The 26,951-nt window shown below is 64.1% G+C and carries 27 protein-coding genes, 1 tRNA gene and 1 riboswitch; of the genes, 16 read left to right on the top strand and 12 right to left on the bottom strand.

The features are described 5' to 3' along the window. On the bottom strand, window positions 1-201 hold a 201-nt coding region (locus tag IRZ12_RS03410), incomplete at its 3' end, for an MHYT domain-containing protein (RefSeq protein ID WP_296464114.1). A gap of 446 nt (window positions 202-647) precedes the next feature. On the opposite strand from IRZ12_RS03410, the gene IRZ12_RS03405 reads away from it, so the two are divergent. The 3 genes from IRZ12_RS03405 to IRZ12_RS03395 all read left to right on the top strand — a co-directional run bounded on the left by IRZ12_RS03405 (window position 648) and on the right by IRZ12_RS03395 (window position 5,228). Beyond that, window positions 648-2,264 (top strand): ShlB/FhaC/HecB family hemolysin secretion/activation protein, encoded by a 1,617-nt coding sequence (locus IRZ12_RS03405; RefSeq protein WP_296464111.1) that lies wholly within the window; start codon window positions 648-650, stop codon window positions 2,262-2,264. Window positions 2,265-2,538: 274 nt separating this feature from the next. After that, a complete protein-coding gene (locus tag IRZ12_RS03400) occupies window positions 2,539-4,611 on the top strand; it encodes a collagen-like triple helix repeat-containing protein (RefSeq protein WP_296464109.1) in 2,073 nt (690 codons plus the stop codon). A gap of 32 nt (window positions 4,612-4,643) precedes the next feature. Continuing rightward, window positions 4,644-5,228: a MarR family transcriptional regulator gene (locus IRZ12_RS03395; RefSeq protein WP_296464107.1), complete on the top strand. Its 585-nt coding sequence runs from the start codon at window positions 4,644-4,646 to the stop codon at window positions 5,226-5,228. Window positions 5,229-5,301: 73 nt separating this feature from the next. Here the strand turns inward: IRZ12_RS03395 and IRZ12_RS03390 are convergent, their stop codons facing one another. After that, the gene (locus IRZ12_RS03390; RefSeq protein WP_296464105.1) at window positions 5,302-6,492 is read right to left on the bottom strand and encodes a nitrate/nitrite transporter; all 1,191 of its coding nucleotides are present in this window, start codon (window positions 6,490-6,492) and stop codon (window positions 5,302-5,304) included. A 157-nt stretch (window positions 6,493-6,649) separates the two neighbouring features. Beyond that, window positions 6,650-6,803, top strand: a riboswitch (FMN riboswitch). Window positions 6,804-6,908: 105 nt separating this feature from the next. Between IRZ12_RS03390 and ribB the strand changes: the two genes are divergently transcribed. Both ribB and IRZ12_RS03380 read left to right on the top strand, forming a co-directional pair. Next, window positions 6,909-7,574, top strand: coding sequence for a 3,4-dihydroxy-2-butanone-4-phosphate synthase (gene ribB / locus IRZ12_RS03385; RefSeq protein ID WP_296464103.1), 666 nt, complete (start codon window positions 6,909-6,911; stop codon window positions 7,572-7,574). A gap of 58 nt (window positions 7,575-7,632) precedes the next feature. Continuing rightward, complete coding sequence (locus IRZ12_RS03380) at window positions 7,633-8,475, top strand: Sir2 family NAD-dependent protein deacetylase (protein ID WP_296464101.1); 843 nt, start codon at window positions 7,633-7,635, stop codon at window positions 8,473-8,475. A gap of 50 nt (window positions 8,476-8,525) precedes the next feature. Here IRZ12_RS03380 and IRZ12_RS03375 read toward each other — a convergent pair whose 3' ends face one another. Beyond that, window positions 8,526-9,185, bottom strand: a complete 660-nt coding sequence (locus tag IRZ12_RS03375) for a GntR family transcriptional regulator (protein WP_296464100.1) — start codon at window positions 9,183-9,185, stop codon at window positions 8,526-8,528. 84 nt (window positions 9,186-9,269) lie between these two features. Here IRZ12_RS03375 and IRZ12_RS03370 point away from each other — a divergent pair, with 84 nt between their 5' ends. The 3 genes from IRZ12_RS03370 to IRZ12_RS03360 all read left to right on the top strand — a co-directional run bounded on the left by IRZ12_RS03370 (window position 9,270) and on the right by IRZ12_RS03360 (window position 11,534). Continuing rightward, window positions 9,270-10,145 carry a fumarylacetoacetate hydrolase family protein gene (locus tag IRZ12_RS03370; RefSeq protein WP_296464097.1) on the top strand — a complete coding sequence of 292 codons (876 nt, stop codon included), beginning with the start codon at window positions 9,270-9,272 and terminating at the stop codon, window positions 10,143-10,145. After that, the gene (locus tag IRZ12_RS03365; protein ID WP_296464095.1) at window positions 10,142-11,011 is read left to right on the top strand and encodes a polysaccharide deacetylase family protein; all 870 of its coding nucleotides are present in this window, start codon (window positions 10,142-10,144) and stop codon (window positions 11,009-11,011) included. Before IRZ12_RS03370 ends, IRZ12_RS03365 begins: the two co-directional genes overlap by 4 nt. A gap of 100 nt (window positions 11,012-11,111) precedes the next feature. Next, the gene (locus IRZ12_RS03360) at window positions 11,112-11,534 is read left to right on the top strand and encodes a carboxymuconolactone decarboxylase family protein (RefSeq protein ID WP_296464092.1); all 423 of its coding nucleotides are present in this window, start codon (window positions 11,112-11,114) and stop codon (window positions 11,532-11,534) included. Here the strand turns inward: IRZ12_RS03360 and IRZ12_RS03355 are convergent. Next, window positions 11,500-12,750 (bottom strand): serine hydrolase, encoded by a 1,251-nt coding sequence (locus IRZ12_RS03355; RefSeq protein WP_296464090.1) that lies wholly within the window; start codon window positions 12,748-12,750, stop codon window positions 11,500-11,502. The genes IRZ12_RS03360 and IRZ12_RS03355 overlap by 35 nt on opposite strands. Window positions 12,751-12,856: 106 nt before the next feature. Between IRZ12_RS03355 and IRZ12_RS03350 the strand changes: the two genes are divergently transcribed. Continuing rightward, a complete protein-coding gene (locus IRZ12_RS03350; RefSeq protein ID WP_296464087.1) occupies window positions 12,857-13,504 on the top strand; it encodes a TetR/AcrR family transcriptional regulator in 648 nt (215 codons plus the stop codon). 82 nt (window positions 13,505-13,586) lie between these two features. On the opposite strand, the gene IRZ12_RS03345 is transcribed toward IRZ12_RS03350, so the two are convergent. The 6 genes from IRZ12_RS03345 to cysS all read right to left on the bottom strand — a co-directional run bounded on the left by IRZ12_RS03345 (window position 13,587) and on the right by cysS (window position 19,745). After that, a tRNA-Ser gene (locus IRZ12_RS03345) sits at window positions 13,587-13,678 on the bottom strand. Window positions 13,679-13,735: 57 nt separating this feature from the next. Beyond that, window positions 13,736-14,995 carry an aspartate kinase gene (locus IRZ12_RS03340; RefSeq protein ID WP_296464086.1) on the bottom strand — a complete coding sequence of 420 codons (1,260 nt, stop codon included), beginning with the start codon at window positions 14,993-14,995 and terminating at the stop codon, window positions 13,736-13,738. A 185-nt stretch (window positions 14,996-15,180) separates the two neighbouring features. Then, on the bottom strand, window positions 15,181-16,563 hold the full coding sequence (gene tilS, locus IRZ12_RS03335) for a tRNA lysidine(34) synthetase TilS (protein WP_296464084.1): 1,383 nt from the start codon (window positions 16,561-16,563) through the stop codon (window positions 15,181-15,183). A 22-nt stretch (window positions 16,564-16,585) separates the two neighbouring features. Beyond that, the gene (locus IRZ12_RS03330; protein ID WP_296464081.1) at window positions 16,586-17,554 is read right to left on the bottom strand and encodes an acetyl-CoA carboxylase carboxyltransferase subunit alpha; all 969 of its coding nucleotides are present in this window, start codon (window positions 17,552-17,554) and stop codon (window positions 16,586-16,588) included. Window positions 17,555-17,670: 116 nt separating this feature from the next. Continuing rightward, window positions 17,671-18,330, bottom strand: a complete 660-nt coding sequence (locus tag IRZ12_RS03325; protein WP_296464118.1) for a DNA-3-methyladenine glycosylase 2 family protein — start codon at window positions 18,328-18,330, stop codon at window positions 17,671-17,673. Window positions 18,331-18,368: 38 nt separating this feature from the next. Further along, complete coding sequence (gene cysS / locus IRZ12_RS03320) at window positions 18,369-19,745, bottom strand: cysteine--tRNA ligase (protein WP_296464079.1); 1,377 nt, start codon at window positions 19,743-19,745, stop codon at window positions 18,369-18,371. Window positions 19,746-19,879: 134 nt separating this feature from the next. On the opposite strand from cysS, the gene IRZ12_RS03315 reads away from it, so the two are divergent. The 4 genes from IRZ12_RS03315 to IRZ12_RS03300 all read left to right on the top strand — a co-directional run bounded on the left by IRZ12_RS03315 (window position 19,880) and on the right by IRZ12_RS03300 (window position 22,534). Continuing rightward, window positions 19,880-20,605 carry a tetratricopeptide repeat protein gene (locus IRZ12_RS03315; RefSeq protein WP_296464077.1) on the top strand — a complete coding sequence of 242 codons (726 nt, stop codon included), beginning with the start codon at window positions 19,880-19,882 and terminating at the stop codon, window positions 20,603-20,605. Further along, entirely contained in the window at window positions 20,605-21,171 is a 567-nt protein-coding gene (locus IRZ12_RS03310) for a peptidylprolyl isomerase (protein WP_296464075.1), read from the top strand. Before IRZ12_RS03315 ends, IRZ12_RS03310 begins: the two co-directional genes overlap by 1 nt. After that, window positions 21,168-21,671, top strand: a complete 504-nt coding sequence (locus IRZ12_RS03305) for a peptidylprolyl isomerase (RefSeq protein WP_296464073.1) — start codon at window positions 21,168-21,170, stop codon at window positions 21,669-21,671. Before IRZ12_RS03310 ends, IRZ12_RS03305 begins: the two co-directional genes overlap by 4 nt. A gap of 134 nt (window positions 21,672-21,805) precedes the next feature. After that, the gene (locus IRZ12_RS03300) at window positions 21,806-22,534 is read left to right on the top strand and encodes a UDP-2,3-diacylglucosamine diphosphatase (protein ID WP_296464116.1); all 729 of its coding nucleotides are present in this window, start codon (window positions 21,806-21,808) and stop codon (window positions 22,532-22,534) included. A 22-nt stretch (window positions 22,535-22,556) separates the two neighbouring features. Here IRZ12_RS03300 and IRZ12_RS03295 read toward each other — a convergent pair whose 3' ends face one another. After that, window positions 22,557-23,711 carry a PrpF domain-containing protein gene (locus IRZ12_RS03295; RefSeq protein ID WP_296464071.1) on the bottom strand — a complete coding sequence of 385 codons (1,155 nt, stop codon included), beginning with the start codon at window positions 23,709-23,711 and terminating at the stop codon, window positions 22,557-22,559. Then, a complete protein-coding gene (locus IRZ12_RS03290) occupies window positions 23,698-24,462 on the bottom strand; it encodes an RNA methyltransferase (protein ID WP_296464069.1) in 765 nt (254 codons plus the stop codon). Before IRZ12_RS03290 ends, IRZ12_RS03295 begins: the two co-directional genes overlap by 14 nt. A gap of 53 nt (window positions 24,463-24,515) precedes the next feature. Between IRZ12_RS03290 and IRZ12_RS03285 the strand changes: the two genes are divergently transcribed. From IRZ12_RS03285 to ribA, 3 genes are all read left to right on the top strand, one after another. Then, a complete protein-coding gene (locus IRZ12_RS03285; protein ID WP_296464068.1) occupies window positions 24,516-25,331 on the top strand; it encodes an inositol monophosphatase family protein in 816 nt (271 codons plus the stop codon). A 135-nt stretch (window positions 25,332-25,466) separates the two neighbouring features. Continuing rightward, window positions 25,467-26,279, top strand: coding sequence for an undecaprenyl-diphosphate phosphatase (locus IRZ12_RS03280; RefSeq protein WP_296464067.1), 813 nt, complete (start codon window positions 25,467-25,469; stop codon window positions 26,277-26,279). Between the two features lie 11 nt (window positions 26,280-26,290). Beyond that, entirely contained in the window at window positions 26,291-26,878 is a 588-nt protein-coding gene (gene ribA / locus IRZ12_RS03275; protein WP_296464065.1) for a GTP cyclohydrolase II, read from the top strand. Window positions 26,879-26,951 lie beyond the last annotated feature (73 nt).

The raw sequence follows: 26,951 nt of genomic DNA, 5'->3' as shown, positions 1-26,951 counted from the left end.
GATAAAATGCATGCTCCACGTTCCGACCCCCCCTAGCGCAATGCCTGCCACGGCCACGTAACCTCCGCTAACCCGCCCTTCAATCGTACGGATCCTGCCGGCGGCCATCAGGGCAACATACGCGCCCAATACGGATATGACGAACGACAGGGTTACCAAGCCGATATCAAACCGCAATGGGAGAATATCTCCGGGCTGCATGGTTTCTCTTTCTGTAGCGCTTGGTTACGTACACCGTAACGGCATGAATCCAAGCTTGTCAATATCCAAGTTCTTCAAAATTCGTGCACGCTGGACTTATCTCAAGAAAAACACGCACTTACAGCTTTTTCTCTCTGGCATGCTGCTCGCATGAAAACAATGAGAATCATTCGATAATCGCAAACTTGCGATTATTCTTTTTCACTGAAAATCAACCTCTTTACGCAACATCAGTATCTAACCGTAACGTCCTACAAACGTCCCACTGCGGAAAAAAAGGCGAGATTTTTTTCCAGATGCTTCTCCCATCCCTCCTCTATGGCACACTTCCGCAATTCTTCTTCCTCTCCATTCGTCTTCGTTCCCCAATGACTTCGCTATCGTCCGGCCGCGCTTCCCTCCCAAGACTGTTTTCCGCCGTCGTACTGGCTTGGAGTTGGATACCCATGCCTGCCCAGTCGGCGGACAGCCCGTTGCGGGGAAACCCTGCGGAGACGCTGCCGCCCGTGGCTGCCCCGGCTCCAAGGCAGGCCCCGCAGGTTGCCGTACCGGCGCCGGCGCAGAACGAGGCGTTGCGCGCCGTGTTGTCGGCGCGGCTCATTCCCACGCAGTTCGACGTGTCGGGCGTCACGGCGATCGACTTCCAGAAAGTCGTCGACCTGCTGGAACCGCTGGCGGGGAAAGAAATCACCATCGGAGAGTTGATCCAGCGCACCGACGCGATCACGCAGCTGTACCGAGACGCAGGCTACGCGCTTTCCTTTGCGCTGATTCAAGCCCAGGATTTCGCGGGCGGCTTGGTAAAGGTGACGGTGGTCGAAGGCTATGTGGGAAGCACGCGCATAGAGGGGGATGCGGGAGCGGGTCTCACCAAGCTTCGCGACTATGCGGCCCGCATCGAGGCCGAACGCCCACTGACTGCAGCGACCCTGGAGCGATACCTGAACCTGATGACGACCGTTCCCGGGGTCACGGTCAAGCCGCAGTTGAGCCTGCCCAAGCGAGCCGACGGTGCGACGGAACTCGTCTTGAACGTCAGCCACAAGAACTTCCGGCTGGACACGGGCATCGGCAACCTGGGCACGGGCGTGCACGCAATGCTGACCGCGACGGCTAGCAGCCTCACGCCTTTAGCCGAAGAAATCCAGGTTTCGACTGCCGTGCCCCGCGGCAGCGATCATCTCGAGTACTACGCGGCCAACGTCACCGTTCCCATCGGCAGCGACGGCATGACGGTGCGCGCGGATGCGTTCAGCTACGCCGCGAATCCAGAGAACGACAGCCTCAACGCACAAAACATCGATCGCCACGTGCGCAATCAACGCGTCGGCGTGAGCGTGAACTATCCCTTCATTCTCCGGAACCGCGAATCGTTGACAGGGTCCGCGGGGTTCTACGCGTCGCGCAACAACGATACGTATAGCAGTCGCATCACCGGCAACCAGGTTGCGCTGACTAATCACTTGCGCGTGGTACGTGGCGAACTCACCTACGCACAGGCGAGCGATACGCAATCGCGCCGAATCTCGGCCGCCATCCACAAAGGCATCGATGGCCTCGGCGCGGAACAAAGCGCGAACAGCACGTATGACCTGGACTTTACGCGCTACACGTTGTCGGTCAACCAGAATTTCGCGCTCCCCGGCCAGTTCGGCCTGTCACTCGCGGCATTGGGGCAATACAGCTCCGACTCCCTGCCCACGACCGAACAGGTCACGTTCGGCGGCTTGCGTTTCGGCCGGGGATATCCGGCCGGCGAATTGGGCGGGGACAAGGGCTACGGCTTGTCCATTGAATTGAACCGCCGCTTCGGCGTCGGCCTCCCCTACCTGCACAGCATCACGCCTTACGTCGCGGCCGACTATGCGCACGCCAGCCTGAACGACAAGCGCTACACGCTGCTGACGGACAAACTGACTTCCGTTGCGCTGGGCCTGCGCATCACCGACCAACGCCATTACGCCCTCGACGTGAACGTCGCGAAACCGGTGGGCGACAAACCGGTCAATAGCAGCGGACGCCCCATCCGCGTAAACGCCAACTACTCCTTCCGTTTCGACTGAGCACGTCGCTTCGTTACGTAACACCCCCTCACATGCTACGTAACGAAGACCCTTCTCTGCAGGCTGCACGCCCCCTTCTCCAAGGGATTTCCCGGTACTCCTCGCACGCTCGCGAAATCCCCACGCTTTCGATTTATCCCCGGTTTGCAAGGTTTTCCGGGCGATCGAACGCTTCCATGACGGCGTAGCCTGCGTGCGCGGCAACACATTGGCACAGGTTTTGCTCGATAGCTCGCAGCAGGCAACTCGCCGCTTCAGCGATAGGGAAAAAACCATGCAGAAAGATCAGAAGAAACCCGGTCACCGCGTCCTGGTGGCAGCCTTGGTACTCGCATTCTCGACGTTAGCTGGTTGCTCCGGTTCCGGCGCGATCACTTCTGGAATCGGCGGAGATTCGGATCCCACGAACCCCGGCAACCCGGGTAATCCGGGCAACCCCGGTAACCCAGGTAACCCGGGCAATCCCGGTAACCCGGGCAATCCTGGCAATCCTGGAAACCCGGGCAATCCCGGCGAACCCGGTAACCCCGCCTCGCCAATAAGCGGCGTCCTCGCGCCCACCCTGGGCAACCTCGGACAGGCCGCAGACAACGTGGTCGACGTAGGCTTGGCCGGTACGCTGAACAATGTCGGCACCAAGCTCGACGGCGTGGTCGCTCCGGTCGGCAACGCGGTCACCGGGCTGACCCAGCAAGTGGGCGCCGCAACCGGCCTGGGCCAGCCCGTAGACGGCCTGCTCAACTCGGTCGGCGGCACGGTCGCGAACCTCGGCCAAACGCTTGACAGCACCGGGCTGCCGATCAATCTCGGTTTGGGTGAAGTCGTCACCGGGCTGGGCAATACGGTCGCCAGCGTGGGCGGACTGGTCAACGCTTCGGAAGACAACCCCAATCCGCTCGGCACCGTCCTTTACAACGCGACGGGAACCGTGGCGAGCCTGACGGGTGCGCTGGCCGGCGACAACGGCTTGCTCAGCCCTGTCTCGCAGCTGCTGAACGGCCTCGGGGGCGAGGGATCCGTCGACGCCCCGGTCCTGCAACCGGCCCTGGCCAACACCGGCACGGCAGTCGACAACATCGTCGACCTGGGCCTGGGACAAACGCTGGGCCAAGTGGGGGCCAGCCTTGATCCCGCCATCAGCCCGGTCGTCGGAACGGTGACCAACCTCACGCAGGAAGTCGGTGACAAGACTGGGCTCGGCGCGCCGGTCAATGATGTGCTCACCTCCGTGGGTGGCACGGTTTCTCAACTCGGCCAGAGCCTCGGCTCGAACCTGCCGATCGCCGGCGCTGGCGTGAGCGGCCTGATCTCCGGCCTGGGCGATACCGTCTCTGCCGCAGGCGGCATCCTGCATGCCAGCGAAGACAACAAGAACCCGGTCGGCAATGTACTGAACAACCTGACCGGCTCGGTCGCGGCGCTGACGGAAGGCTTGGGCCTCGGCATCGACGGTGGGATCGGAGTCGGCGACGGTGGCCTGCTGTCCCCGGTCACCGGCCTGCTGAACGGCGTCACCGGCGGCGACGGCGGCCTGCTCGCTCCCGTCACCGGCATCCTGAATGGCGCGACCGGTGGTGAAGGCGGCCTGCTGTCCCCGGTCACCGGCCTGCTGAACGGCGTCACCGGCGGCGACGGCGGCTTGCTCGCTCCCGTCACCGGCATCCTGAATGGCGCGACCGGTGGTGAAGGTGGCCTGCTGTCCCCGGTCACCGGCCTGCTGAACGGCGTCACCGGTGGCGAAGGCGGCCTGCTCGCTCCCGTCACCGGCATCCTGAATGGCGTCACCGGCGGCGACGGCGGCCTGCTCGGCGGCATCGGCGGTGAGGCCAACCCCGTCCTCCAGCCTGCCCTGGCGAACACCGGACAAGCCGTTGACAACCTCGTCCCGCTCAATCTCAGCGAGACCCTGGGCGGCGTCGGCGCCACCCTCGACCCGGTCGTGAGCCCGGTGGCCGGCATCGTGTCCAATACGACGCAAACCGTCGGCGCCGCCACCGGCCTGGGCGAGCCCGTCAATGGCTTGCTGAACTCGCTGGGTAGCACGATCAGCAACGTCGGCACCAGCCTCGGTGGAAACGTGCCGCTCGTCGGCAACGGTGTCGGCGGCCTGCTCAACGGCTTGGGCCAGACCGTTTCTAGCGCCGGTGGCTTGGTCCACGCCACGCCGGAGAACACCAATCCGGTGGGCAACGTCCTGACCAATCTCACGGGTGCCGTCAGCAACCTGACGGCCGGCGTCGGCCAAGGCGCTGGCCTGGGCGGCGGCCAGCAAGGCAATGGGGGCCTGCTGTCGCCGGTCAACGGGCTGCTGGGCGGATTGCTGGGCGGCTTAGCCGGTAAGCAATAAAAGGAGAGGCCATGCTTCACTGGGAAAACGTAATGACTTCTTCGGCCCTTGCGAGTCACGAGCCGCTGGCCGGAGCACGTGAGGATCGGGAAGATGATAGTCAGGAGATGCTGAACGACATCGTCACGATGTTGGGACGCCGCTTGACGGTCTACACCTCGCTGTACCAGACAGCATTGGCCGAACGACTCGGGTTGGGCATGATCGACGTGAAGGCGCTCGAGCTGGTCATCGAGTTCGAGCCCATCACGACCGGACAGCTGGCCTGCCTCGCAGGAATCAGCTCGGGCGGGACGACTGCCGTGATCGACAGGCTGGAAGCCAGCGGCTTCGTCGTTCGCGATAAACACCCGCTGGACCGGCGCATCGTGGTCATCCGCCCCGTGCCTGAGAAATGCGCGGAGATCGAACGCCACATGCGCGCCGTCGCAGAGGACGTCGCGCACTTCGGCGCCCGCTACGAGCGCGAACAATTGACGGCCGTACATGCCTTCCTGGCGCAATGCGTCCATGCATTGAAGACGGAAGCGCTGGGCATGATGGGAGACGGCAACGGATCCCCGCAGCGGCACGAACCGCGGCGGCATGCGAATTCCCGCGCCCGGCTCGTCACCTGACCCGCGACCTCGATAATGTCTCCAGTTCTGCCCGCACCATGCGGGCAGTTTTTTTGGTTCGTCGCCCGAAGCGCTACGCCTGCTTCGCAGACCGTCCGCTATGCCAAGCAAACCAGATGAGGGACGCCACCTGCAGGGCCCCCAACGTGGCGAATGTCAGGGCAAACGACGTTTCGCGCCCTATCCCCCCCTTGGCCAGCGCATCGACCATGGCGCCCACGCCCCATTGGATGGCAAAGGCCCCGACGAATACGAACATGTTGTAGAGCGTGACGACCCTGCCTGCCGCCTCCCGCGGAAACTGCGTCGAAACGTAAGGCTGCATGACCATGATGGGCGCCACCCCTGCCGCCATGGCCAACCAGCACGGCCAGGCCGCTGCACCGAAGGCCGCGAGCAGGAACACGGCAACGAAGCAGCACAGGTAACCGGCCAGAGCGATGTTGCGCAGGCCGAAGCGACGCTGCAGCGGCGGGCTGGCAACGCCCATCGCCAGATAACCCAAGGTCATGACGAGCATCATGACCAACAGCAGCGTCGCGCTGCGCGTGGGACTCGAACCCATGACGTCCAGCATCCACGGCCCCGCCCACAAGGTCTGCAACGCCATGACACCACCTTGTCCGATGGCGGACAAGGGCATCACGTGCAGCATCTGCGGGCGACGCAGCAACTTCCATGCGGAGACGGGTTTCGCGCTGGGATTGACGTCTAGCACGAGGACGTCATGATCGGGCACGACGCGCCAGAGCAGCACGGCAACCGCCGCCAGTGAAATGCCCGACAGCAGGTGCACGCTACGCCAGCCGAAATGACTGGCCAGCGCTGCCGCGGGCGAGGTGAAGAACACTGCACCGCCCGTCCCCGCCACAAGTAGCCACAGACCGAGCTGCGCCTGCTTTTCGACCACATAGCACCGCCGGAAATACGAGAACGGCGCCATGAGGCTCGCGGCCACGCCCGCACCGATCAGGATCCGCCCCAGCGTGGTGGCACTGAAACCGCCTGCCCACACCATGACAAACGATCCGAGCGCCGCAATGGCAAGTAGACATGCTTCGACTCGGCGCGCACCGTATTTGTCGAGCCAGACACCGAGTGGAAGCTGCATGGCGGCCAGCGATATGAAAAACGCTGAAGACAGCCAGCCGAGTTGGGTATTGCTGAGTGCCAGGTCTTCGGTAATGAACGGCGCCAGCGCGGCATTGACCGATCGCAGGCCATAAGAGAAGAAATAGGCGGCGGCGAAACAGGTGAAAATCAATACAGACTGCCTCTTACCAATTTCAGGCAGCCGCAAAGAGGTGTCGCTTGGCATGGGTGCATGGGTCTCCTCGAGCAACAAGAATACCTGAGCCCCGGAACCGCCACCGAGAGGCCCGCCCACTTCTGCTACCATTGTCCCTGCCACCTCGACGGTGGTGCGTCTTCAGGGCGGGGTGAAACTCCCCACCGGCGGTAGGGTGCCCACGACGGCACCGAGCCCGCGAGCGCTTGCCGGTCACGCCGGCAAGGTCAGCAGATCCGGTCCCAAGCCGGAGCCGACGGTCATAGTCCGGATGGAAGAAGACGGGAACACGTTCCGTGCGCCCCATGCGTGCGGCCGCGGAACAGCTGCCTCCTGCGCGCTCTACGAGCGCATTGCCCTGAACGCTTCCCGAATCACGACGGAGCGTTTACATGCAGTCCCTGCACGATTATTTCCAAGCCACGACGGCCGAACAGCGCCTCGACGCCGCACTGGCCGCCCTCAAGTCAGGAGAACCCGTCGTCCTGCTCGACGACGAAGACCGCGAAAACGAGGCAGACCTCATCATTGCCGCGGAGTCCATCACTGAACCCATCATGGCCCGGATGATCCGTGATTGCAGCGGGATCGTCTGCCTGTGCCTGACGCCGGACGCTGTGGACGCCCTGGAGCTGCCGCCCATGGTGCCCCTGAACCGCAGCCGCAACGGCACGGCCTTCACCGTCAGCATCGAAGCCCGCGAAGGTGTCAGCACCGGTGTTTCCGCGGCGGATCGCATCACCACCGTCCGTGCTGCACTCTCGGGAGATCCCTCGGCGATCGTGAGCCCCGGGCACCTTTTTCCCCTGCGCGCAAACCCGCGGGGCGTCTTGGGAAGGCGGGGACACACCGAAGGCACTGTCGATCTGGCACGCATGGCCGGATTCGCACCGGCCGGCCTGCTCTGCGAGCTCATGCACGAAGACGGGACGATGATGCGCGGGGATGCCGCGCTCGCCTATGCGCAGCAATACGGTTGGCCGCTGCTCACCATCGAAGACATCGCTGCCTGGCGCATCCGCATGGAGACGACTGGCACGGAGGCAATGGCGGCTTGATCGCCGTGAGAGGCGCCCGGGCTCGAGTATCATTGCAGCTCCGTCACCGCCCCTATCCATGTCATCGTCCATCCATCAGCCCGCCATCGAGCGGGCCGCACGATTGATCGACGCGGCCGACTGCCTCGTCATCACTGCCGGAGCTGGCATGGGTATCGATTCGGGCTTGCCCGATTTCCGCGGCCGCCACGGCTTTTGGCGAGCTTATCCGGCACTCGGCCGCCAAGGCATCGCCTTCACCTCCATCGCCTCGCCCCAGGCCTTTCGCGATACCCCCTTGCTCGCCTGGGGCTTCTACGGACACCGGTTGGCGCTATACCGCAGCACGACGCCCCACGCCGGCTTTGCGCTGCTGCGCGACTGGGCGCGTGCGCTTCCCGCAGGCTGCGTCATCTTCACTAGCAACGTCGACGGACAATTCCAGCGCGCGGGGTTTGACGAGGAAGTCGTCACCGAGTGCCACGGCTCACTGCACTTCCTGCAGTGCCTCGAGCCTTGCTGCGATGCCATTTGGCCGGCCGACGAATTCATTCCGGACGTAGACAGGGAACAGTGCCTGCTTCGCAATGCGCCCCCCGCCTGCCCCCACTGCGGCGGCATGGCACGCCCAAACGTCCTGATGTTCGGAGACGCTGAGTGGATCGAACACCGCACGGCTGCCCAGGCAAGACGCCTGGAACGGGCCTTGCCGCGCGCCGCGCGGCCTGTCGTGATCGAAATCGGGGCCGGCCAAGCCGTGCCTACCGTACGCAGGTTCGGCGAGCGCTTGGCTTTCACGCGGCGCGCGCCCATCATCCGCATCAACCCGCATGAACCGGACATCCACGGACTGACGGTGGGAGTAAGCCTGCCCCTGGGAGCGCTGGAAGCCTTGCAGGCCATTGCATCGCTGCGCGGCTGAATCGTGCTGCGCCGTGCGCCCGCCGTAAGCCGAACTGCCGGAACCCCGGGCTATTGATCCAGCAGCGACGCAGTATGGCGGTAATGCTCGGCCAACAATCGCTTGGCAGTTTCCAGGTCGCCGGCGAGGATCGCCTCGAATATCGCGCGGTGCTCCTCGAGCTCGTTGCGCCGCTTGTACGCCTTGCGCGCCGCCAACTGGCGATAGCGATACGCCCGGTCGTACAGCTGTTCACAGAACCCCATCAAAAGCGGGGAACGACACGCGGAGAGCAATGCGAAATGAAACGCGCGATGCTGTTGCTCCCATACCGGATTCTCTTCATAACTGTCCGCATCCACCGAGCGTGGCGTTCGCGATAGCCGGTGAAACGCGATCACGAGCGACTCTTCCCATTCCGGGCTTCGGTTGGCCATTCCCTGTTCGAGCGCCAGGGACTCCAACGCGATGCGGTTGCGGACAATGTCCTCGAGCTCAGCCGGAGAAACTGCCGCGGCGGAAAACCCGCGCTGGTCGTTGTGCACCACCAGGCCCTCGGCGACCAGGCGGCTGAGCGCCTCGCGCAAGGGGCTGGCGCCGATGCCATAGTGCTCGCGCAGCCGTTGCATCAATAGCTTTTTCCCGGGCGGCCACAAGCCGTCGAGCAGGTCGGTACGCAACCGTTCATAGATCTGGACGGTCATGCTAGGAGCGGTGTCGGCGTCGAGCATGGGGTTTTCCTCAAGTTACCGATATTATTTTAGCTCTATAGAATTTTATCGATATTTTCTCTTATAAAGATTTTTATCGACAAAATGCCCCATCGATTCGTCTCTTACACCATCGCCGGCGAAACCGCGGTCCGGGTCGGCACTGTCGTGGACGGAAGCGTCGCAGAAATCACGCCACCCGATCCATCGTTCCGCGCCGGCGGCTTGGCCGCGCTGTTGGCGCAGGGCTCCCAAGCCGCATGCCAGGCAGCGGACCAAGCCATTGCCGCGGGCAAACGGGTGCCGCTGGACAAGGTGCGCCTGCTGCCGCCCATCCCCCACCCCGGCAAAATCATCTGCCTTGGCCTGAACTACGCCGACCACGCAGCCGAGGGTGGCCATGCCAAGCCGGCATACCCAAGCTTTTTCATGCGCGGCGCCACGTCGCTGATCGGGCACGAAGCGCCGCTGCGCCGGCCGCGCGTCTCGACCAAGCTCGATTATGAAGCGGAGTTGGCCCTGGTGATCGGACGCCGCGCGCGCCACTTGACCCAATCGGAAGCGCTTTCCGCGGTCGCGGGCTATGCCTGCTTCAACGACGCCACCCTGCGGGATTACCAACGCAAGACACCGCAATGGACCATCGGCAAGAACTTCGACGGCACCGGCGCGTTCGGGCCTTGGCTGGTGCCCGCCGGGGACCTTCCTCCCGGCGCCTCGGGATTGAAGATCGAATCGCGGCTTAACGGCCAGGTCATGCAGCGCGACAACACGGCCAACATGCTGTTCCCGGTTGTAGAAACGCTGTGCCTGCTCACGGAGGCGCTCACGCTGGAACCCGGCGACGTCGTCGTAATGGGGACGCCTGCCGGGGTGGGTTATGCACGAACGCCGCCGGTATGGATGCAGCCCGGCGACCGGATCGAAATCGACATCGAAGGCATCGGGGTCCTGGCCAACACAGTGCAGGAGGAAGCATGACATCCCACACCGACACCACTCCCCGCATCACGCGCCTGCCAGACGACTTCCGCTGGCCCGGAGGCAAGCGCATCGCGGTGATCTTCAACATTGCCTTCGAAGCGTGGTCGGACGGACAGGCGCCCGGTATCGGCCCGATGGGCAACGTGCTCAAGCCGGGATACTTCGACACCAACGCGCACTCCTGGGCAGCCTTCGGCATCAACCGCGGCATCCATCGACTGGTCGGCATCGCCGAAAAGCATGGCGTCAAGACCAGCATCATGGTCAACGGTGTCATCTGTGAACGCGATCCGGCAACGGTGCGGCGCATCGCCGAGCTCGGGCACGAAATCGTCAATCACTCCTGGGGCATGGACGTCATCCCCGTCTACCTGGACGAAGCGGGCGAGCGCGAAAACCTGGAGCGCAATCATCGCATCCTGACCGACACCGCAGGCGTCGCCCCGACCGGCTGGATCAGTCCGCGCGGCACGGGCAGCCAGGTCACATCCCGGCTGCTCGCCGAAGCCGGCTACCTGCACCACGGCGACGTGAACGACGACGACCGTCCCTATGTCATGGCGTTCGGCGAACGGCGCATCGTGGGCATTCCCCTCACCATGGACGTCAACGACCTGCCTACCTGCATCCGCTACGGCCACAGCCCGCGCCACATGCTGGACACGTTCAATGATTGCCTTCAAGCCTTCCGCGAACGCGAAACAGCCCCGCTGATGCTGGATGTGACGGCGCACACCCACGTCATGGGCCGCCCATCCGGGGCCTGGGTCTACGACGAGATCATGGGCCGCGTCGTGCAGGCCGACGACGTATGGATCTGTACCCGGCAGGAAATGGCCCGCTACGTCCTGGACACGATCTGACGGCGGAACATCGTTGGGGGAGACAGGCTTACAGCTGGACCACCCCTGTCCCACGGGGAAAGGTTATGCTCCCACGAGCACAGCGAGGAGGAGAAAGCGCATGTCGAACCCAACGACCCGCACCGCCCTTGGCGGCCACTACGACGAATCCCTGTTCGAACAAGGGCTGGCCACGCGCCGCCAGGTGCTCGGCCGCGAACACGTGGACAACGCGCTGGCCCAGGCTGGAAAAGACCCGCTGCGCATGGAAATGCAGCAACTGGTCACGCAGTACTGCTGGGGCGACATCTGGAACCGGCCTGGCTTGGACCGCCGCACCCGCAGCTTCCTGAACCTGGCAATGATCACGGCGCTGAACCGTCCCCACGAGCTGCGCCTGCACGTGCGCGGCGCGATCAACAACGGCCTGACCAAGGAAGAAATCAACGAAGTCTTCCTGCAGGCCGCCATTTACTGCGGCGTGCCCGCTGCCCTGGATGCGCAGCGGGTTATGTTGGAGGTGTTTGCGGAGATGGGGATCTGACCGCATCGCCAGCCAGCCATGCATACACCGCATCCCGCACTGCCCGGGGAAACCGGCCCGACATGCCTTCGGGCGCAGTGTTGGTAAAGACGACGACCGCCACGTCGTTCACCGGATCGAAGAACCAGTTGTGGCCGTACACGCCGCCCCACTGGATCGTGCCCCGGCCTTGGGGCGTGCCCGCCCTGGCCGGGTCCGTCAGCACGGACCAGCCGTAGCCGAACCCCCAGCCCGGGCCCTGTGATTCGGCCTGCGGGCCGGCGTGGTCCCGCATCATGAGCGCAACCGTTTCCGCGGCTAGCACGCGCAAGGTTGCGCTTGGCCGCAAGCTCAGCAGGAACCGCATGAAATCGGGCGCCGTCCCGACCATCCCGGCACCGCCCGAGGGATAGGCGCGCGCATCATGGACGCGCTCGGGATCGAAGACAATGGCCGACGCGCCAAACGGCACGCGGGTCGGCGAAGACATTCGGACTGGCGCCGGACTCCCGTCCCGATAAGGTGCGGCGAGACGCGAAATATCGCGAACGGTGAAGCCTGTGTCTTCCAGCCCCAAGGGTTGGGTGATTTCGTGCCGGACGATCTCCGGCAAGGCCTCGCCTACGGCCGCGCCCATGGCGGCACCCAACACGTCGAGGGCAACGGAATAACGCCAACCCGCGCCCGGCTCGTACGCCAGCGGCACGCCGGCGATGCGCCGGAGATTCTCCCCTAAGCAAGCGCCCGCATCCAAGCCATCGGACACCCCCGCCCGGCGATAGGGACCGTCCTCGGCTTCCATGAAGCCGTAACTCAATCCCGCCGTATGGGTCAGCAACTGATGCACCGTGACCACCGGCGAGCGTCCATCCCGCAAGCGCGGACGGAACTCCGGCAACCAGCGGGTGACGGGAGCCCGCAGGTCCAGCCTGCCTTGCTCTACCAACCTCAATGCAGCTGCCGAGACCATAGGCTTGGTGACGGATGCCAGGCGAAAAATGGCATCCTCCTGCATGGGTCGATTCCTTTCGCGGTCGGCATAACCTGCCGCGCGTCGGTAGACCACCTTGCCGCCAAGCGCGACGAGTACCACGGCTCCAACGATGCGCTGTTCTTCCACGGCAGCAGTCACGATGGCGTCGAGAGCTGGGAACGCAAGAGGTACTGCGGCGGAAGCCGCGGGCAAAGCCGCGGCGAGCGTGGCCGCGGCCACACGCAACCTAGTCTGGTCTTCCATGTCGATGCAAGCCTTCATTCGGGCATGGCGAACGCGATGCGTGGCCGATAGAATATTCACAATGATCACTCATTAAATCTACAACGCGCAGGCATCATTTTCAACAATGACTACTGTGATAAATCAAGGCGAGCCTCCAAGGCGACGCGGCCGGCCGCTGAGCTTCGACCGCCGGCGCGTGCTGCACCAAGCCATGCTGACGTTTTGGAAACTCGGCTACGAAGGCGCCTCGGTCACGGACCTGACGGCGGCGATGGGCATTACGCCACAGAGCCTGTATGCCGCGTTCGGCTCAAAATCGGCGCTGTATCGCGAAGCGCTCGAGCATTACCGGGAGCACGTCGGTGCCTTCACCATCCGTGCACTGGAGGAAGAGCCCTCGGCCATGGCCGGATTCGCACGCATGCTGACGGAATCGGCGAACGAATTCTGCAAGCCTAAACGGCCGCGCGGGTGCATGATTTCCATGTCGGCGCTGACTTGCGCGGAAGAAAACCGGGACGAAGCGCGGCATCTCGCGCAACTGCGCAACGCCACGATCATGGCCTTCCAGGCCCGCATAAACAAGGCCATCGAGGATGGTGAATTCAAGGCCGGGCTCGACAGCGGCGGGCTCGCGCGCTATCTCGGCGCGATCGTGCAAGGCATGTCCATCCAGGCGAGGGACGGCGCGACCAAACAGGAATTGCTCGCGATCGCGGCGCTGGCGATCCAGGCCTTGCAGCAGGCGGCCGCTTCGCCAGGCGGGGAATGAAGATCGCGGATTCGGACTCGAATCGACGAGGAGACGAAAAGAAAAACCCCCTGGCTCTCATCGAGCCAAGGGGTTTCTATCCTGGCGGAAGCGGTGGGATTCGAACCCACGATGCAGTTTTAGCCGCATACTCCCTTAGCAGGGGAGCCCCTTCGGCCTCTCGGGCACGCTTCCGAACGGGGAGCAGTTTACCACGCCACGAGGGGATTTCGCCTCGAAAAGCGAGAAATTTTATTGTTCTGCGGGTTGATCGAGACCAAACGCCTTGTGCAACGCACGCACGGCCAGCTCCATGTATTTGTCCTGGATGACGACCGAGGTCTTGATCTCGCTGGTGCTGATCATTTGGATGTTGATGCCCTCTTCCGCCAGCGCCTTGAACATCTGGCTGGCGATGCCGGCGTGCGAACGCATGCCGATGCCCACGATGGACACCTTGCATACTTTGTCGTCGGACACGACCTCGCGGGCACCGACGGCCTTGACGACCTGGTTGTTGAGGACGTCGAGCGCCTTCTTGAATTCGTTGCGGTGAACCGTGAAGGAGAAATCGGTCGTGCCATCGACGGACTGGTTCTGGACGATCATGTCGACGTCGATATTGGCATCGGCCACCGGCCCCAGGATGGAGAAGGCGATGCCCGGCTTGTCCGGCACGGCCACGACGGTGATCTTGGCTTCGTCCCGGCTGAATGCGATGCCGGAAACAACGGCGGCTTCCATTTTCTCGTCTTCCTCAAAAGTAATCAGGGTGCCCGACTTCATTTCTTCATCGAGCGGAATCATCGGGTCGGTCAGCGAAGATAGTACGCGGGTGGGCACGCGGTACTTGCCGGCGAACTCGACCGAGCGGATCTGCAGGACCTTGGAACCCAGCGAGGCCATTTCCAGCATTTCTTCGAACGACACGACATTGAGCCGGCGAGCCTCGGGGACCACCCGGGGGTCGGTGGTGTAAACGCCGTCGACGTCAGTGTAGATCAGGCACTCCGCAGCCTTCAGCGCCGCAGCGACGGCCACGGCCGAGGTGTCGGAGCCGCCGCGGCCGAGGGTGGTGATATTGCCTTCGTCGTCCACCCCTTGGAAGCCCGTGACGATCACCACGCGCCCGGCGTCCAGGTCAGCACGTATGCGCTTGTCGTCGATGGAGGTGATGCGGGCCTTGGTGTAGGCGGAATCGGTGCGCACCGGCACCTGCCAGCCGGCATAGCTGCGCGCATCCACGCCCAAGGACTGGAGCGCGAGAGCGAGCAGGCCCACGCTGACCTGCTCGCCGGTGGAGGCGATCATGTCGAGCTCGCGCGGGTCGGGCTGATCCTGGATTTCTTTGGCTAGGGCGATCAGCCGGTTGGTTTCGCCCGACATGGCCGAGGGAACCACCACGATCTGGTGGCCGGCGGCGTGCCATTTGGCCACGCGCCGCGCCACGTTCTTGATGCGCTCGACCGAGCCCATCGACGTACCGCCATACTTGTGAACGATTAGTGCCATTATCTTGTCGCTGGTTATAGGCCCGAAGGCCCCGGAAGATCCGGCGAGGAAATGCCAAGCCCCGGAAAAAAGGCTAACCATAAATGCTACCGCACCTTTCCGGAGCGCGCAAAATTGCCCCCTGCTCCAGCGGGCGAAAAATCGCAAGTGCACCGCAGCGCTGCGGCACCAGCCAGCCGATGCGGTCAAAACATCACTGTTGCGCCGGGGTGATCCGGACGCCATTCGAGCCGGACGCCGGGCGAGGCCCGGGGAGTGCGGGCGTCGGGACCCAAGCCTGCGGCATAGACCAGGACGTCGCCGCGGTAAAGTAGCGGCAGGCGTTCGCGCTCCCAGCTAGGGATGCCGCGCTCCTGGTAGAGGTTCTTCAAGCTCCTGCTGGGAGTCTGCGGCGACACTTGCAGCCGCTCGCGACCCCGCCGCCGGCGCATCGTCAAGCCGGTATTGCGCAGCCATGCCGGATCGATGCCGGATTCCTCGATCAGGAACAAGAGAGTTCCCTCCATCGCATCCAGCCGCACGGAAGGCTCCCCATCCCACCGGAATTCAACGCTCGCCGCCCGGGCGGCGGGCGGCCTGGAGTCCCTGCTGTCCACGATCACATGATCCCGATAGCGGCGCACTTGCATGTCGCCGTGACGCAGCAACAACTGTCTGTCCTGCGCCGCGTCCTGCAGCTGCCTGATCATCTCCCGCAGGCGCGCTTCAGGCGGCGCGGCCATCCCATGCCCGGCCAGCCAAAGCCGCAGCACCATTGCCCGGCGCGCCGGCGCCAGCCGGTTCAACGCCGACAAGCGCAGCGCGTTGCCATAGGGCGGCCTCGGTTCCTGGATCATCTCCAGGTCGGCCTGCGCCACCTCCTTCAACAGGGCCGCCACTTCGGCGGACCGGCGTGCAAACCGTTCGAGTGTAGACCGATATCCCGGCCAATGGCGCTCGATGGCCGGCAACACCTGCGCACGGAGAATACCGCGGGCATAGCGGGTGTCGAGGTTGCTGGGATCCAGGACGGCCTCGAATCCGGAGCGCGCCGAATAGGCTTGCATGAACGCAAGTATCCGAATTCTGGGCACGGCTAGCCAAGGCCGCAGGTAGCGAATGCCTTCCTTCCAGGTTTCCCGGCCCATGGCGCCCATGCCATCCGGCCCGGCTCCGCGCAACAGTCGCAGGAGCACGGTCTCCGCTTGGTCGTCCAGGTGGTGGGCGAGAAGAATGGTAGCGACTCCTGCCTCGGCCGCCATGTCGGCGAGCGCGCCGTAGCGCGCCTCGCGGGCTGCGGCCTCGATACCTGCCGGATCGTCGGAATCGACTTTCACCCGGCGCACCAGGAGCGGCAAATCCAGCCGCCGGGCAAGGTCCGCGGCACGATCGGTCCACGCATCGGCGTCCTGATGTAAACCGTGATGGACGTGGAACAACCACAGGCGCAGGCCGCGCCGCCGCGCCCACTCGGCGGCCATGACGGCCAACGCGGCCGAATCGGGCCCAGCGCTAAAAGCGACGCCCGCGCTACCCTCCACCGGCGGCAGGTCGTCCAGCGCCCGGCTCAGGAGCTCGGACGCATGCAATGTTGCGACGTCCGCGCCCGAGTCAGCCCTGGACGGTTTCCTTGAACCGGCCATAGGCCATGATCCGTTCGAGCCGCGTGGCGACCAGATCGCTCGGCTTGACGCCCTGGAACTGGCGCAGTGCATCCGCCAAGGCACGGCGAAGCAGCTGGGCCATATGCTTCGGATCGCGATGGGCGCCGCCGACCGGCTCGTTGACGATCTTGTCGATCAGGCCGAGCGCCTTCAAGCGGTGGGCGGTGATGCCCAAGACTTCGGCGGCCTCGGCCGCCTTCTCCTGGCTGCGCCATAGGATGGATGCGCAACCCTCGGGCGAGATGACGGAATACGTCGCGTACTGGAGCATGAGCACGCAATCGGCCACGGCGATGGCGAGCGCGCCGCCCGAGCCGCCCTCGCCGATGATGGTGCTGATGATGGGCACCTGCAACTCCGCCATGGCGTACAAATTGCGGCCGATGGCCTCCGACTGCCCCCGCGCCTCGGCGTCGATTCCCGGGTACGCCCCGGGCGTGTCGACAAAGGTGAACACGGGCAGTCCGAATTTCTCCGCCAGTCGCATCAGGCGCAAGGCCTTGCGATAGCCTTCGGGGCGGGGCATCCCGAAATTGCGTGCGGCGCGCTCCTTGGTATCCCGGCCTTTCTGGTGGCCGATCACCATGCATGGCGTGCCGTTGAACCGCGCCAGGCCGCCGACGATGGACCGGTCGTCGGCAAACATGCGGTCGCCGTGCAACTCATGGAAATCGGTAAAAATCTCGCGCACGTAGTCCAGCGTATAAGGCCGCTGGGGATGACGCGCCACGAGGGCGGTCTGCCAAGGCGTCAGCTTGGAATAGATTTCCTTGGCCAGCGCCTGGCTCTTTTGCTGCAACCGGCTGATTTCCTCGGAAATGTCGACTGCGGAATCGGCTTGGACGAAGCGCAATTCCTCGATTTTGCCTTCGAGGTCGGCCAGCGGTTGTTCAAATTCGAGAAATGCGTTGCGCATCAGGCCTCCCAAGGGGCAATGAACGCGAGGCGTTCGGCTCGTTTCATCAACAATTCAATTACTCCATCACGCCGCGGCATGCCGCAACGCCCATTTATTCGGCCCAGAGCCTACGGTTACCGGGGGGCGAGGCTCCGCCACAAGTACCATGTCGCAACCGTGCACCAAGGCTTCCAGGCCTGCGCGACTTCCCGTGCCTCGAATCGCGAAACGGGCTCGCCGCTGAAATAGTGCAATGAAATCGCACGCAACAGGCCCGGGTCGTCCAGCGGCAGGATGTCCGGCCGCCGCAGATTAAAAATCAGGAACATCTCTGCTGTCCAGCGTCCTATTCCCCGGATAGAGGTCAGTTCGCCTATGACGGCTTCGTCGTCCATGTGCGCCCATTTCGCCGGATGCACCCGGCGTTCCTGGAAATGCAGGGCCAAATCCACCAAATACTCGGATTTTCGCTGCGACAAACCCGCCGCGCGCAACCCTTCCAGGCCTAGCTTGGCGACCACGGCCGGCGTCACGCGGCGGCCGCATGCCGCCAGGCAACGCTCCCACAGTGCATCGGCCGTCGCGCGGGTGGACGTCTGTTGGCCGATGATGGCCCGCGCCAACGTGACGAAGGGCTCATCTTGGGTCGACAGGTGCACTTCCGGATGCTGCGGGATCAGTTTTCGCAAGATGCGATCCCGCTTGACCAGGTGCGCCACCGCCGCATCCCAGTAGGCAGGTTTCTCGGCACCGTCGAGCGGCGCCGCGGACGTGTGCTCGCCGGTCTCGGCCATGACTTCGGACTTCATCAGATGTTCAGCGTAAACCGCGCTCAAGCGCGACGCCAGAGCGTCACGCCACCCGGCTTGTCCTCGAGGACGATGCCCTCGCTCAACAATTCCGCACGAATGCGGTCAGCCGTCGCGAAGTCCTTGTTCTTCTTGGCCTGTGCCCGTTCGGCAATGCGCGCCTCGATACGGGCCGCATCGTCGCCCGACTCCCTGCCCTGCAGGAATGCCCGGGGCTCCTGCTGCAATAGCCCCAGCAGCCCGCCCAACGCCTTCAACTGGCCCGCGGCCCGCGCCGAGCCGGTCTTGTTGACCGCCGCGGCGAGATCGAACAGCACGGCGATGGCCTCGGGGGTGTTGAAGTCGTCGTCCATCGCGGCCTTGAAGGCTTGGCCCGACGGATCGTCCCAGTCGATGCCCGCCTCATCGGGCTGAGCATTGCCCAGCGCCGTGTAGAGCCGTGTCAGCGCCGCCCGGGCGTCGGCCAGGTTATCCGCCGCGTAGTTCTGCGGGCTGCGATAGTGGCTGCGGACCACGAAGAAACGGATCACTTCGGCATCGTAGTGCTTGAGCGTGTCGCGGACGGTAAAGAAGTTGCCGAGCGACTTGGACATCTTCTCGGCATCCACCATCAGGGGGCCGCAGTGCATCCATGTATTGGCCAGCGTGCCGCCGTAGGCGCCCTCGCTCTGGGCGATCTCGTTCTCGTGGTGCGGAAATTTCAGGTCGGGGCCGCCGCCGTGGATATCGAGGGGCATGCCCAGCAATTCGTGGCTCATGGCCGAGCATTCGATGTGCCAGCCCGGCCGACCGGGGCCATATTCGGAATCCCAGCGCGACTCGGGAGGCTCAATGGGCTTGGCCGCCTTCCACAGCACGAAATCGAGGGGATCCCGCTTGGAGGCGTCCACCTGCACCCGCTCGCCCGCCCGCAAATCATCGAGCGACTTGCCCGACAACTTGCCATAGCCGGGGAAGCGACGCACCGCGAAATTGACGTCTCCGTCATCGGAGCGGTAGGCCAGCCCCTTCTGCTCCAGCAAGCGCACGATCTCGAGCATCTTGCCCACGTGCTGCGTCGCGCGCGGCTCGAAATCCGGAGGCTGGACGCCGAGGGCCTTTTCATCCTCGTGCATGGCCTGGATGAAGAAATCGGTCACCTCGGAGATGCGCTTGCCCGTTTCCACCGCCTTGCGGATGATCTTGTCGTCGATATCCGTGATGTTGCGCACGTAGGTGACGCGATAACCGCTGGCGCGCAGCCAGCGCTGGACCACGTCAAAGCTGATCAGCATCCGGGCATGGCCGAGATGGCAGTAGTCGTACACCGTCATGCCGCAGACGTACATGCGCACGCACCCAGGCTCCACGGGCTGGAAGGGTTGCTTGTCACGGGCGAGCGTATTGTAGATATGGAGCATGAGCGCGTTACAGGCTGAAAACGGTAAGCCCCGGCTGGAATGACCACTACCGGGGCTAAAATCGGGGTGATTATATCAACCGAGGATGCCGGTCCGGCTGGACGGCATGTCTCCCTACCTTCAGGCAGAACCGTTTGGCCAAGAACCAAGCTATCTCGTCCGCCTCGAGCGGAACCCGCCGAGGCCGGCTGGTATTCCTCGCCGCGCTCGCGACGCTCGCATCCCTGGCGCCCGGCTCACTGCCCGCCCAGACTACCACGGCTACGCCGCCCGCGCTGGCCCCCTCCTCCTCCGGCGACATCCCATGGCTCAGCAATTTCCTGGACCGGCTCAAACCCGGCGTCGACACCAGCCTGCCCGAATCGACCCGGGCCATGGTCGAACGGCTCGAGCGCCAGCTCGCCCAGGGCACTGATGCGGCCGACACCTTGGCGGAAATCGACGAGCGCTTGGACGAAGATCGGCAAAAATCCCCCCACACCGTCAACGCGCAGCTGCTATTCCTGAAGGCCGCGGCACTCAACCAACTGAACCGGCGGGAAGAAGCCAAGGACATCTACCGCGACATGACGCAGCGCTTCCCGGAGCTGCCCGAGCCCTGGAACAACCTGGCGGTGCTGGAAGCCGCCGACGGCCGGCTCGACGAGGCCAGGACGGCGCTCGAGATGGCGATACGCACCGCCCCGGACTACGCCGTGGCACGCGAGAACCTGGGGGATTTGTATATCATGCTGGCGGCGCGCTCCTATGACGCCGCCAGCAAACTCGACCCCAGCGACGGCACCCGCCAGAAAGGCGCCGAAACCAGGAAATTGCTGGAACCGTCGCGCCCTTCCCAACCCCAATCCCGGACGCCCTGATGAAACTGCTGTTTTCAAGCCTGGCGCTGGCGTGCACCCTGGCCTCGCCAGCCGTACTCGCCGCGCCCCAAGTCGCGCTCCAAACTACCGCGGGCCGCATCGTGCTCGAACTCGACGATGCCCGGGCGCCGGCTACCGTCGCCAACTTCCTGCAATACGTGCGCGATGGACACTACAACGGCACCATTTTCCATCGCGTCATTAACGGATTCATGATCCAGGGCGGAGGGTACACCGCAGACATGCGGGAGAAACCCACCCGCGCCCCGATACGTAACGAAGCCTCAAATGGCTTGAAAAACACCGCCTATACGGTAAGCATGGCCCGTACCCCGGATCCGCATTCGGCCACGGCCCAGTTCTTCATCAACGTTGCCGACAACGACTTTCTGAACCATCGCGGCCCCACGGCCAGGGGCTGGGGCTATGCGGTTTTCGGCAAGGTCATCCAGGGCAAAGAAGTGGTCGACCAGATCAAGACCACGCCCACCACCACGCGGGGCCCTCATGAGAACGTCCCCGTCCAACCCATCGTGATCGAAAAAGCAGAGGTTTTGAGCAAATGACAACCCGCGTCAACCTGCATACCACCCAGGGCCTGATCGGCTTGGAACTGGACGCCGAAAAGGCGCCCAAGACCGTCGAGAACTTCGTTTCCTACGTAACGAGCGGCCATTACGACAACACGATTTTCCACCGCGTCATTAACGGCTTCATGATCCAAGGCGGCGGCTTCGAACCCGGCATGTCGCAAAAGCCCACCAAGGCGCCGATCGAGAATGAAGCCGCAAACGGACTGCAGAACAAGCGCTATACCATCGCCATGGCCCGCACCAGCGCCCCGCACTCGGCCACGGCGCAGTTCTTCATCAACGTCGCCGACAACGACTTCCTCAACTTCACTTCGCCGACGCCCCAGGGCTGGGGCTACGCGGTCTTCGGCAAGGTCGTGGAAGGCGCAGACGTCGTGGACAAAATCAAAGCCGTCAAGACCGGCAATCGTGCCGGCCATCAGGACGTCCCCGTCGAAGACGTCGTCATCACCAAGGCTGAACTCGTTCAGTAAACGGCAGGCTTCTCCCGGCCGGCCACTCGCGCCCGGCCGGGAGAAGCCCGCATTCCACGCATTCTTCGAGGATTTACGTGCCCGGTTCCCTCATCACGCTCACCTTCAACGGCCCGGTATGGGTGGCCTCCGACATGCACTTGGGCCCAAACGGCCCTGCCACGCTTGAAGCGTTCCTCGCTTTCCTGCAAGGCGCTGCGGAGGGCGCCTCCGCCTTGCTGCTGCCCGGCGATGTCTTCGACGCCTGGGTGGGCGACGACGAGCTCGACGCCCCCGCACCGTGGCTGCAGGAAGTCGTTGCCGGCCTGCGCGCCGCCGGGGCGCGCATTCCCGTGTACCTCGCAGGCGGCAACCGGGATTTCCTGATGGGCGGCCGCTTGGCCGAAGCCACGGGCACGCACAGGCTGCCGGCCCCAGCGCTGATCGCCACCGACGCGGGCAAGTTCCTCCTTTCTCACGGCGACGAGCTGTGCACGGACGACGTGGAATACCAGCAATTTCGTGCCATGGTCCGCGACCCCCAATGGCAGGCCCAATTCCTGGCCCAGCCGCTCGCGGCGCGACAGGCCATGGCGCGCCAACTCCGCGAGCGCAGCATGGCAGAGAAAAGCCGCAAGGCTGCCGACATCATGGACGTGAACCAGCAAGCCGTGGAAGCGGCGTTGCGCGCCCATGGCGTGACGCGCATGATCCACGGCCACACCCATCGGCCTGGCCGGGACGTGTTCGAAATGGATGGCCGGCGCTGCGAACGATGGGTGCTACCCGACTGGGACCTGGACGACCCGGCGGATCCGCGCGGAGGCTGGCTGGAAATCGACCGCGACGGCCCCGCTTACCACGACATCGCGCCAGAACGCTGAACCCCGCCCCGGGGCCGGATCTTCACAATCCGCACAAACGACCCGGACCGGTGGGCACGTGGACCCACCCACTCATCAGGCAACGTGCCGTGCGCGAGACCGTGGCGCGCTCCAACGCCCAGCCGGACCCCTTGCGTACCACCGTTGCCCACGCGGCCTGGACCCCGCTTGCATGACCGATGCGGGTGGCAACGCCAGGTAGCGTACGCGCCACTTGCGACACGATCGAACCCGGCACCGCGGCGGCAACCGCCAACGAAATGGCGCTGCGGGTACCGAAGCCGCGCTGCATGCGTCCGTCGGCCATGGCGCGCGCGAGCACGTCGATGCTGTCTTTGGGAACATCCATGCCGCTGACGCTCTTATAGGACATAGGCGGGGCGACCCACACCAGCCTGGGCAGCGACGCCCCGGGCTTTTCCGCCCGCGCGCGGGACATGAGCCCCATGGCGACTGCGCCCTCCCTGCGCACCATCTCCAGCCGGGCCAGGGTCTTGGCATCGCGGTTGAACGCATCCGCTTTTTCGCGGCCGTTCAGGCCGAGGTCCGCCGCGCGCACGAAGATAGAGACTTCGTCGGTGCGGATGAGGCTAACCGGCAGCTCGCCTACGCCCTCTATCTGCAATACGTCCTGCACCCGGCCCGTCGGCAGCAAGTCGGTCGCCCCCTCGTCGATGAACTCCAGCCTCACCTCGGCCGCTGGGAAGGGCACCCCGTCCTCGGTGAATAAACCATCCTCCAGCACTTCGCCATTGCGCACCTCGACATGCGCCTCGAGAAACCGGCCGGGGTGGGGCTGCCAGATCCGGACGACTGTCGTGCCTTCCCTGGCGGCCACCAAGCCCTGCTGGATGGCATACGGTCCCACTGCCACCGCCAGGCTGTCGCCGCTGGCCGTCCAGTCAATGAGCGGCCGGTCTATCGCCACCTGGCCACAGCGGTATTCCACGTCGCAGTCATCGCGTGCGGAAGCGTCCACCACCACCACCTTGCTGGTGGAATGGCTGGCGCCTCCCATGCCATCGGCCTGGCGCGAATAGGGGTCGGGACTACCCAGCACGCGCAGCAGGATCCGGTCTCGCAGCTCCGGATCGCGCGGCAGGTCGCGGGCATTGAAAAAAACGCCCTTACTGGTTCCGCCGCGCATATAGACAGCGGGAATCTTAAGAACTGCCATGGGAAATCTTTCGGGACTGGGCGATCATTGCGGTGCAAACACCGCGCAACAAGTCAGTTTCTTCTCGGGTCAAGCCTGCGCGCGCAAAGAGATATCGCATGCGCGGCATGAGTTTCTTGGGATGCCGGGGATCGAGATAGCCCACGGCGATGAGGGCCTCCTCCCAGTGGGCGAGCAAGGCTTCGACCGCCTCGCCCGGAGCGGGCTCGGCCCGGGGACCGGGGACGGCCAACTGCTGGGCGCCGAGCAACGCATAACGCAGTTCGTAGGCCGCCAATTGCAGCGCCTGGGCAACATTGAGCGACGAATATTCCGGATTGGCCGGGATGTGGCAAATCCGGTGGCATAGGGCCACCTGCTCATTGGTCAGGCCTGAGCGCTCGGTGCCGAGCACCACGGCGGCATGCGCGCCGCCATCGGCATGCGCCGCCAAATGATCGCGAATGTGTTCCGCCGCACGCCGCATGTCGCAGGCCGGCGGGCCCAGGTCCCGCTGGCGCGCCGTCATGGCAAAAGCCAGGGTCACGGGTGCCAAGGCTTCTTCGAGCGTGGCGCACACCTGCGCCGAGGCCAGGACGTCGGTCGCGCCGCTGGCCAGCGCCTGGGCATCGGGATGATTCACGGCGTCGGCCACGCGGGGATTCACGAGCACCAGGCGCGAGAAGCCCATCGTCTTGAGGGCCCTGGCCGCCGAGCCCACATTTCCGGGGTGGCTGGGCTCGACCATGATGAAACTGACTCGGGATAGCATGTGTCCTTTAAACTAGAGGGGTTTCACCATATTCCTAGCCCATCGGCCTCCTTATGCATCCCATGCTCAACACCGCTGTCAAGGCGGCCCGGCGCGCAGGCGCCATCATCAATCGCGCTAGCCTGGACCTGGATCTGGTCAAGGTGTCTCAAAAGGGACCGGGCGATTTCGTGACCGAAGTCGACAAGGCCGCAGAAGCGGCCATCGTGGACATTTTGAAGACAGCCTACCCCGAACACGGCATTCTAGCTGAAGAGTCCGGCGAAACCCTGGGCGTGGCCGATGCCAAAGGTCAGCAAGAAAACCTCTGGATCATCGATCCCCTGGACGGCACGACCAACTTCATCCACGGCTTGCCGACCTACGCCGTATCGATCGCGCTGATGCAGCGCGGCCAAATCACCCAGGCGTGCATTTTCGACCCGTCCCGCAACGAGTTATTCACCGCGACCCGCGGCGCCGGCGCGTTCCTGAACGACCGGCGCATACGGGTGTCGCGCCGCACCCGCATGCCCGAAACCCTGATCGGCACGAGTTTCGCGCCCGACACGAGCGGCAAGCGGCTCGCCCTCTGGACCAAGACTTTCGGACAGATCTCGGCGTCGACCGCCGGCGTCCGGCGCCAGGGCTCTTCTGTACTGGAGCTGGCCAACGTCGCCGCCGGCCGGCTCGACGGATACTACGGTAGCGGCCTCAAGCCCTGGGACCTCGCCGCCGCAAGCCTCCTCGTACTGGAAGCGGGAGGCCTCATCGGCGATTTCGACGGGGAGCAGGGATGGATGCAGAGTGGCGAGGTCGTCGCCGCCACGCCGAAGGTCTTCCCGCAACTGCTGAGCATGCTCGAGCCGCTCAAAGAAGCCCGCGACTGACCTCCTGCGCCGAAGCACCCTCCCGTTAGCTCTACAATGGCACCGGCGCCGCGCACCCCTGCGCGGGCCGGTCCTGGCCGGCGCGCCCGCGAGCTGCTCCCGTCAACACCGTCCGCCCCGCGGACGCCGATACTCATGACCGAACATTCGCTTTACCTGATCAAAGCCTTTTTCCTCGGCATCATCGAGGGCCTGACCGAGTTCCTGCCCGTTTCCAGCACTGGGCACCTGATCCTCGTCGGGAAGTGGATCGAGTTCTTCTCCGGGGATGCGAAAGTCTTCGAGGTCGTCATCCAGTTCGGCGCCATCCTCGCGGTGATTTGGATATTCCGGGCCAAAGTCGCGCACATCCTGGGCGGAATCCTCACGGGAGACCGGTTTTCGCTGAAGTTCGCCCGCAACATCTTGATCGCCTTCCTGCCTGCTGCCGTCATCGGCGTGACGTTCCTGAAGGAGATCAAGACGGTCTTGTTCAATCCGCTGGTGGTCGCCACCGCCCTCATCATCGGCGGCTTCATCATCCTGTGGGTGGAACGCAAGCCGCAATCGGAGGTGAAAACGCCCAACATCAGCGAAATCACCTGGTTCCAAGCCCTGATGGTCGGCCTTGCGCAATGCGTCGCCATGATTCCCGGGACATCCCGCTCGGGTGCCACCATCATTGGCGGGATGGCGGCAGGCCTCAAACGCACCACAGCCACCGAGTTCTCGTTTTTCCTCGCGATGCCGACGATGCTGGGAGCGTCCGTCTACGATGCCTGGAAGAACCACGAATCGCTGACCAACAACGACGTCACTGCCATCGCCGTCGGTTTCCTGGCGGCGTTCGTCGCCGCGCTGTTGGTGGTTCGGGCATTGATGCGATTCGTCGCGAATCACTCCTACCGGGTATTCGGCTGGTATCGTATCGCCCTGGGACTGGTCATCATCCTGTGGATGCTGGTCTGATCGGAACAACCATGGTTACCATCAAGAACCGCGTCGTCATCCCCCTCGAAGAAGGAGGAACGCCGCCGGAATTCGTCACTTTCAACGGGTTTGCGGAAGAACACGTCGCCGTCGTCTTCCAGCAGCTCAAGCCTGGCAATCTGCCACCGCTGGTCCGCGTCCATTCGGAATGCCTCACCGGCGATGTGTTCGGCTCCCAGCTGTGCGATTGCGGGCCGCAGCTGCACGAAGCCTTGTCATGCTTCGCGCGCGAGGGAGGCATCCTGCTGTACCTGCGCCAGGAAGGCCGGGGCATCGGCCTCTATGCCAAGCTGTCGGCCTACGCGTTGCAGAAAAAGGGCCTGGACACCTTCGAGGCCAACCGCCACCTGAATCTGCCGGAAGACGCCCGCAGCTTCGAACCAGCCGCGCAAATGCTCAAGGCGCTTGGAGTCGAACGCATCCGCCTCCTGACCAACAACCCCGACAAGGCGAGCCAGCTCGAAGCGCACGGCATCGAGATCGAAAGCATCATTCCGACCGGGGTCTATTTGAATCCGAACAACCGGCGCTATCTCGAAGCCAAGGTCCGCCACAAGAAGCACACCATTCCGTTATAGGCGCGATGGCCACTGCCGAGATCCACCACCACTTGGTCAATGCCTGGTCCGTGGCTTGGGCGCTCTACATCGG

Origin of the sequence: Pigmentiphaga sp. (assembly GCF_019689535.1) — a bacterium.
GTDB lineage: Bacteria > Pseudomonadota > Gammaproteobacteria > Burkholderiales > Burkholderiaceae_B > Pigmentiphaga.
The sequence above is the reverse complement of the archived record's forward strand: the minus strand, read 5'-3'. Positions and strand labels throughout refer to the sequence as shown.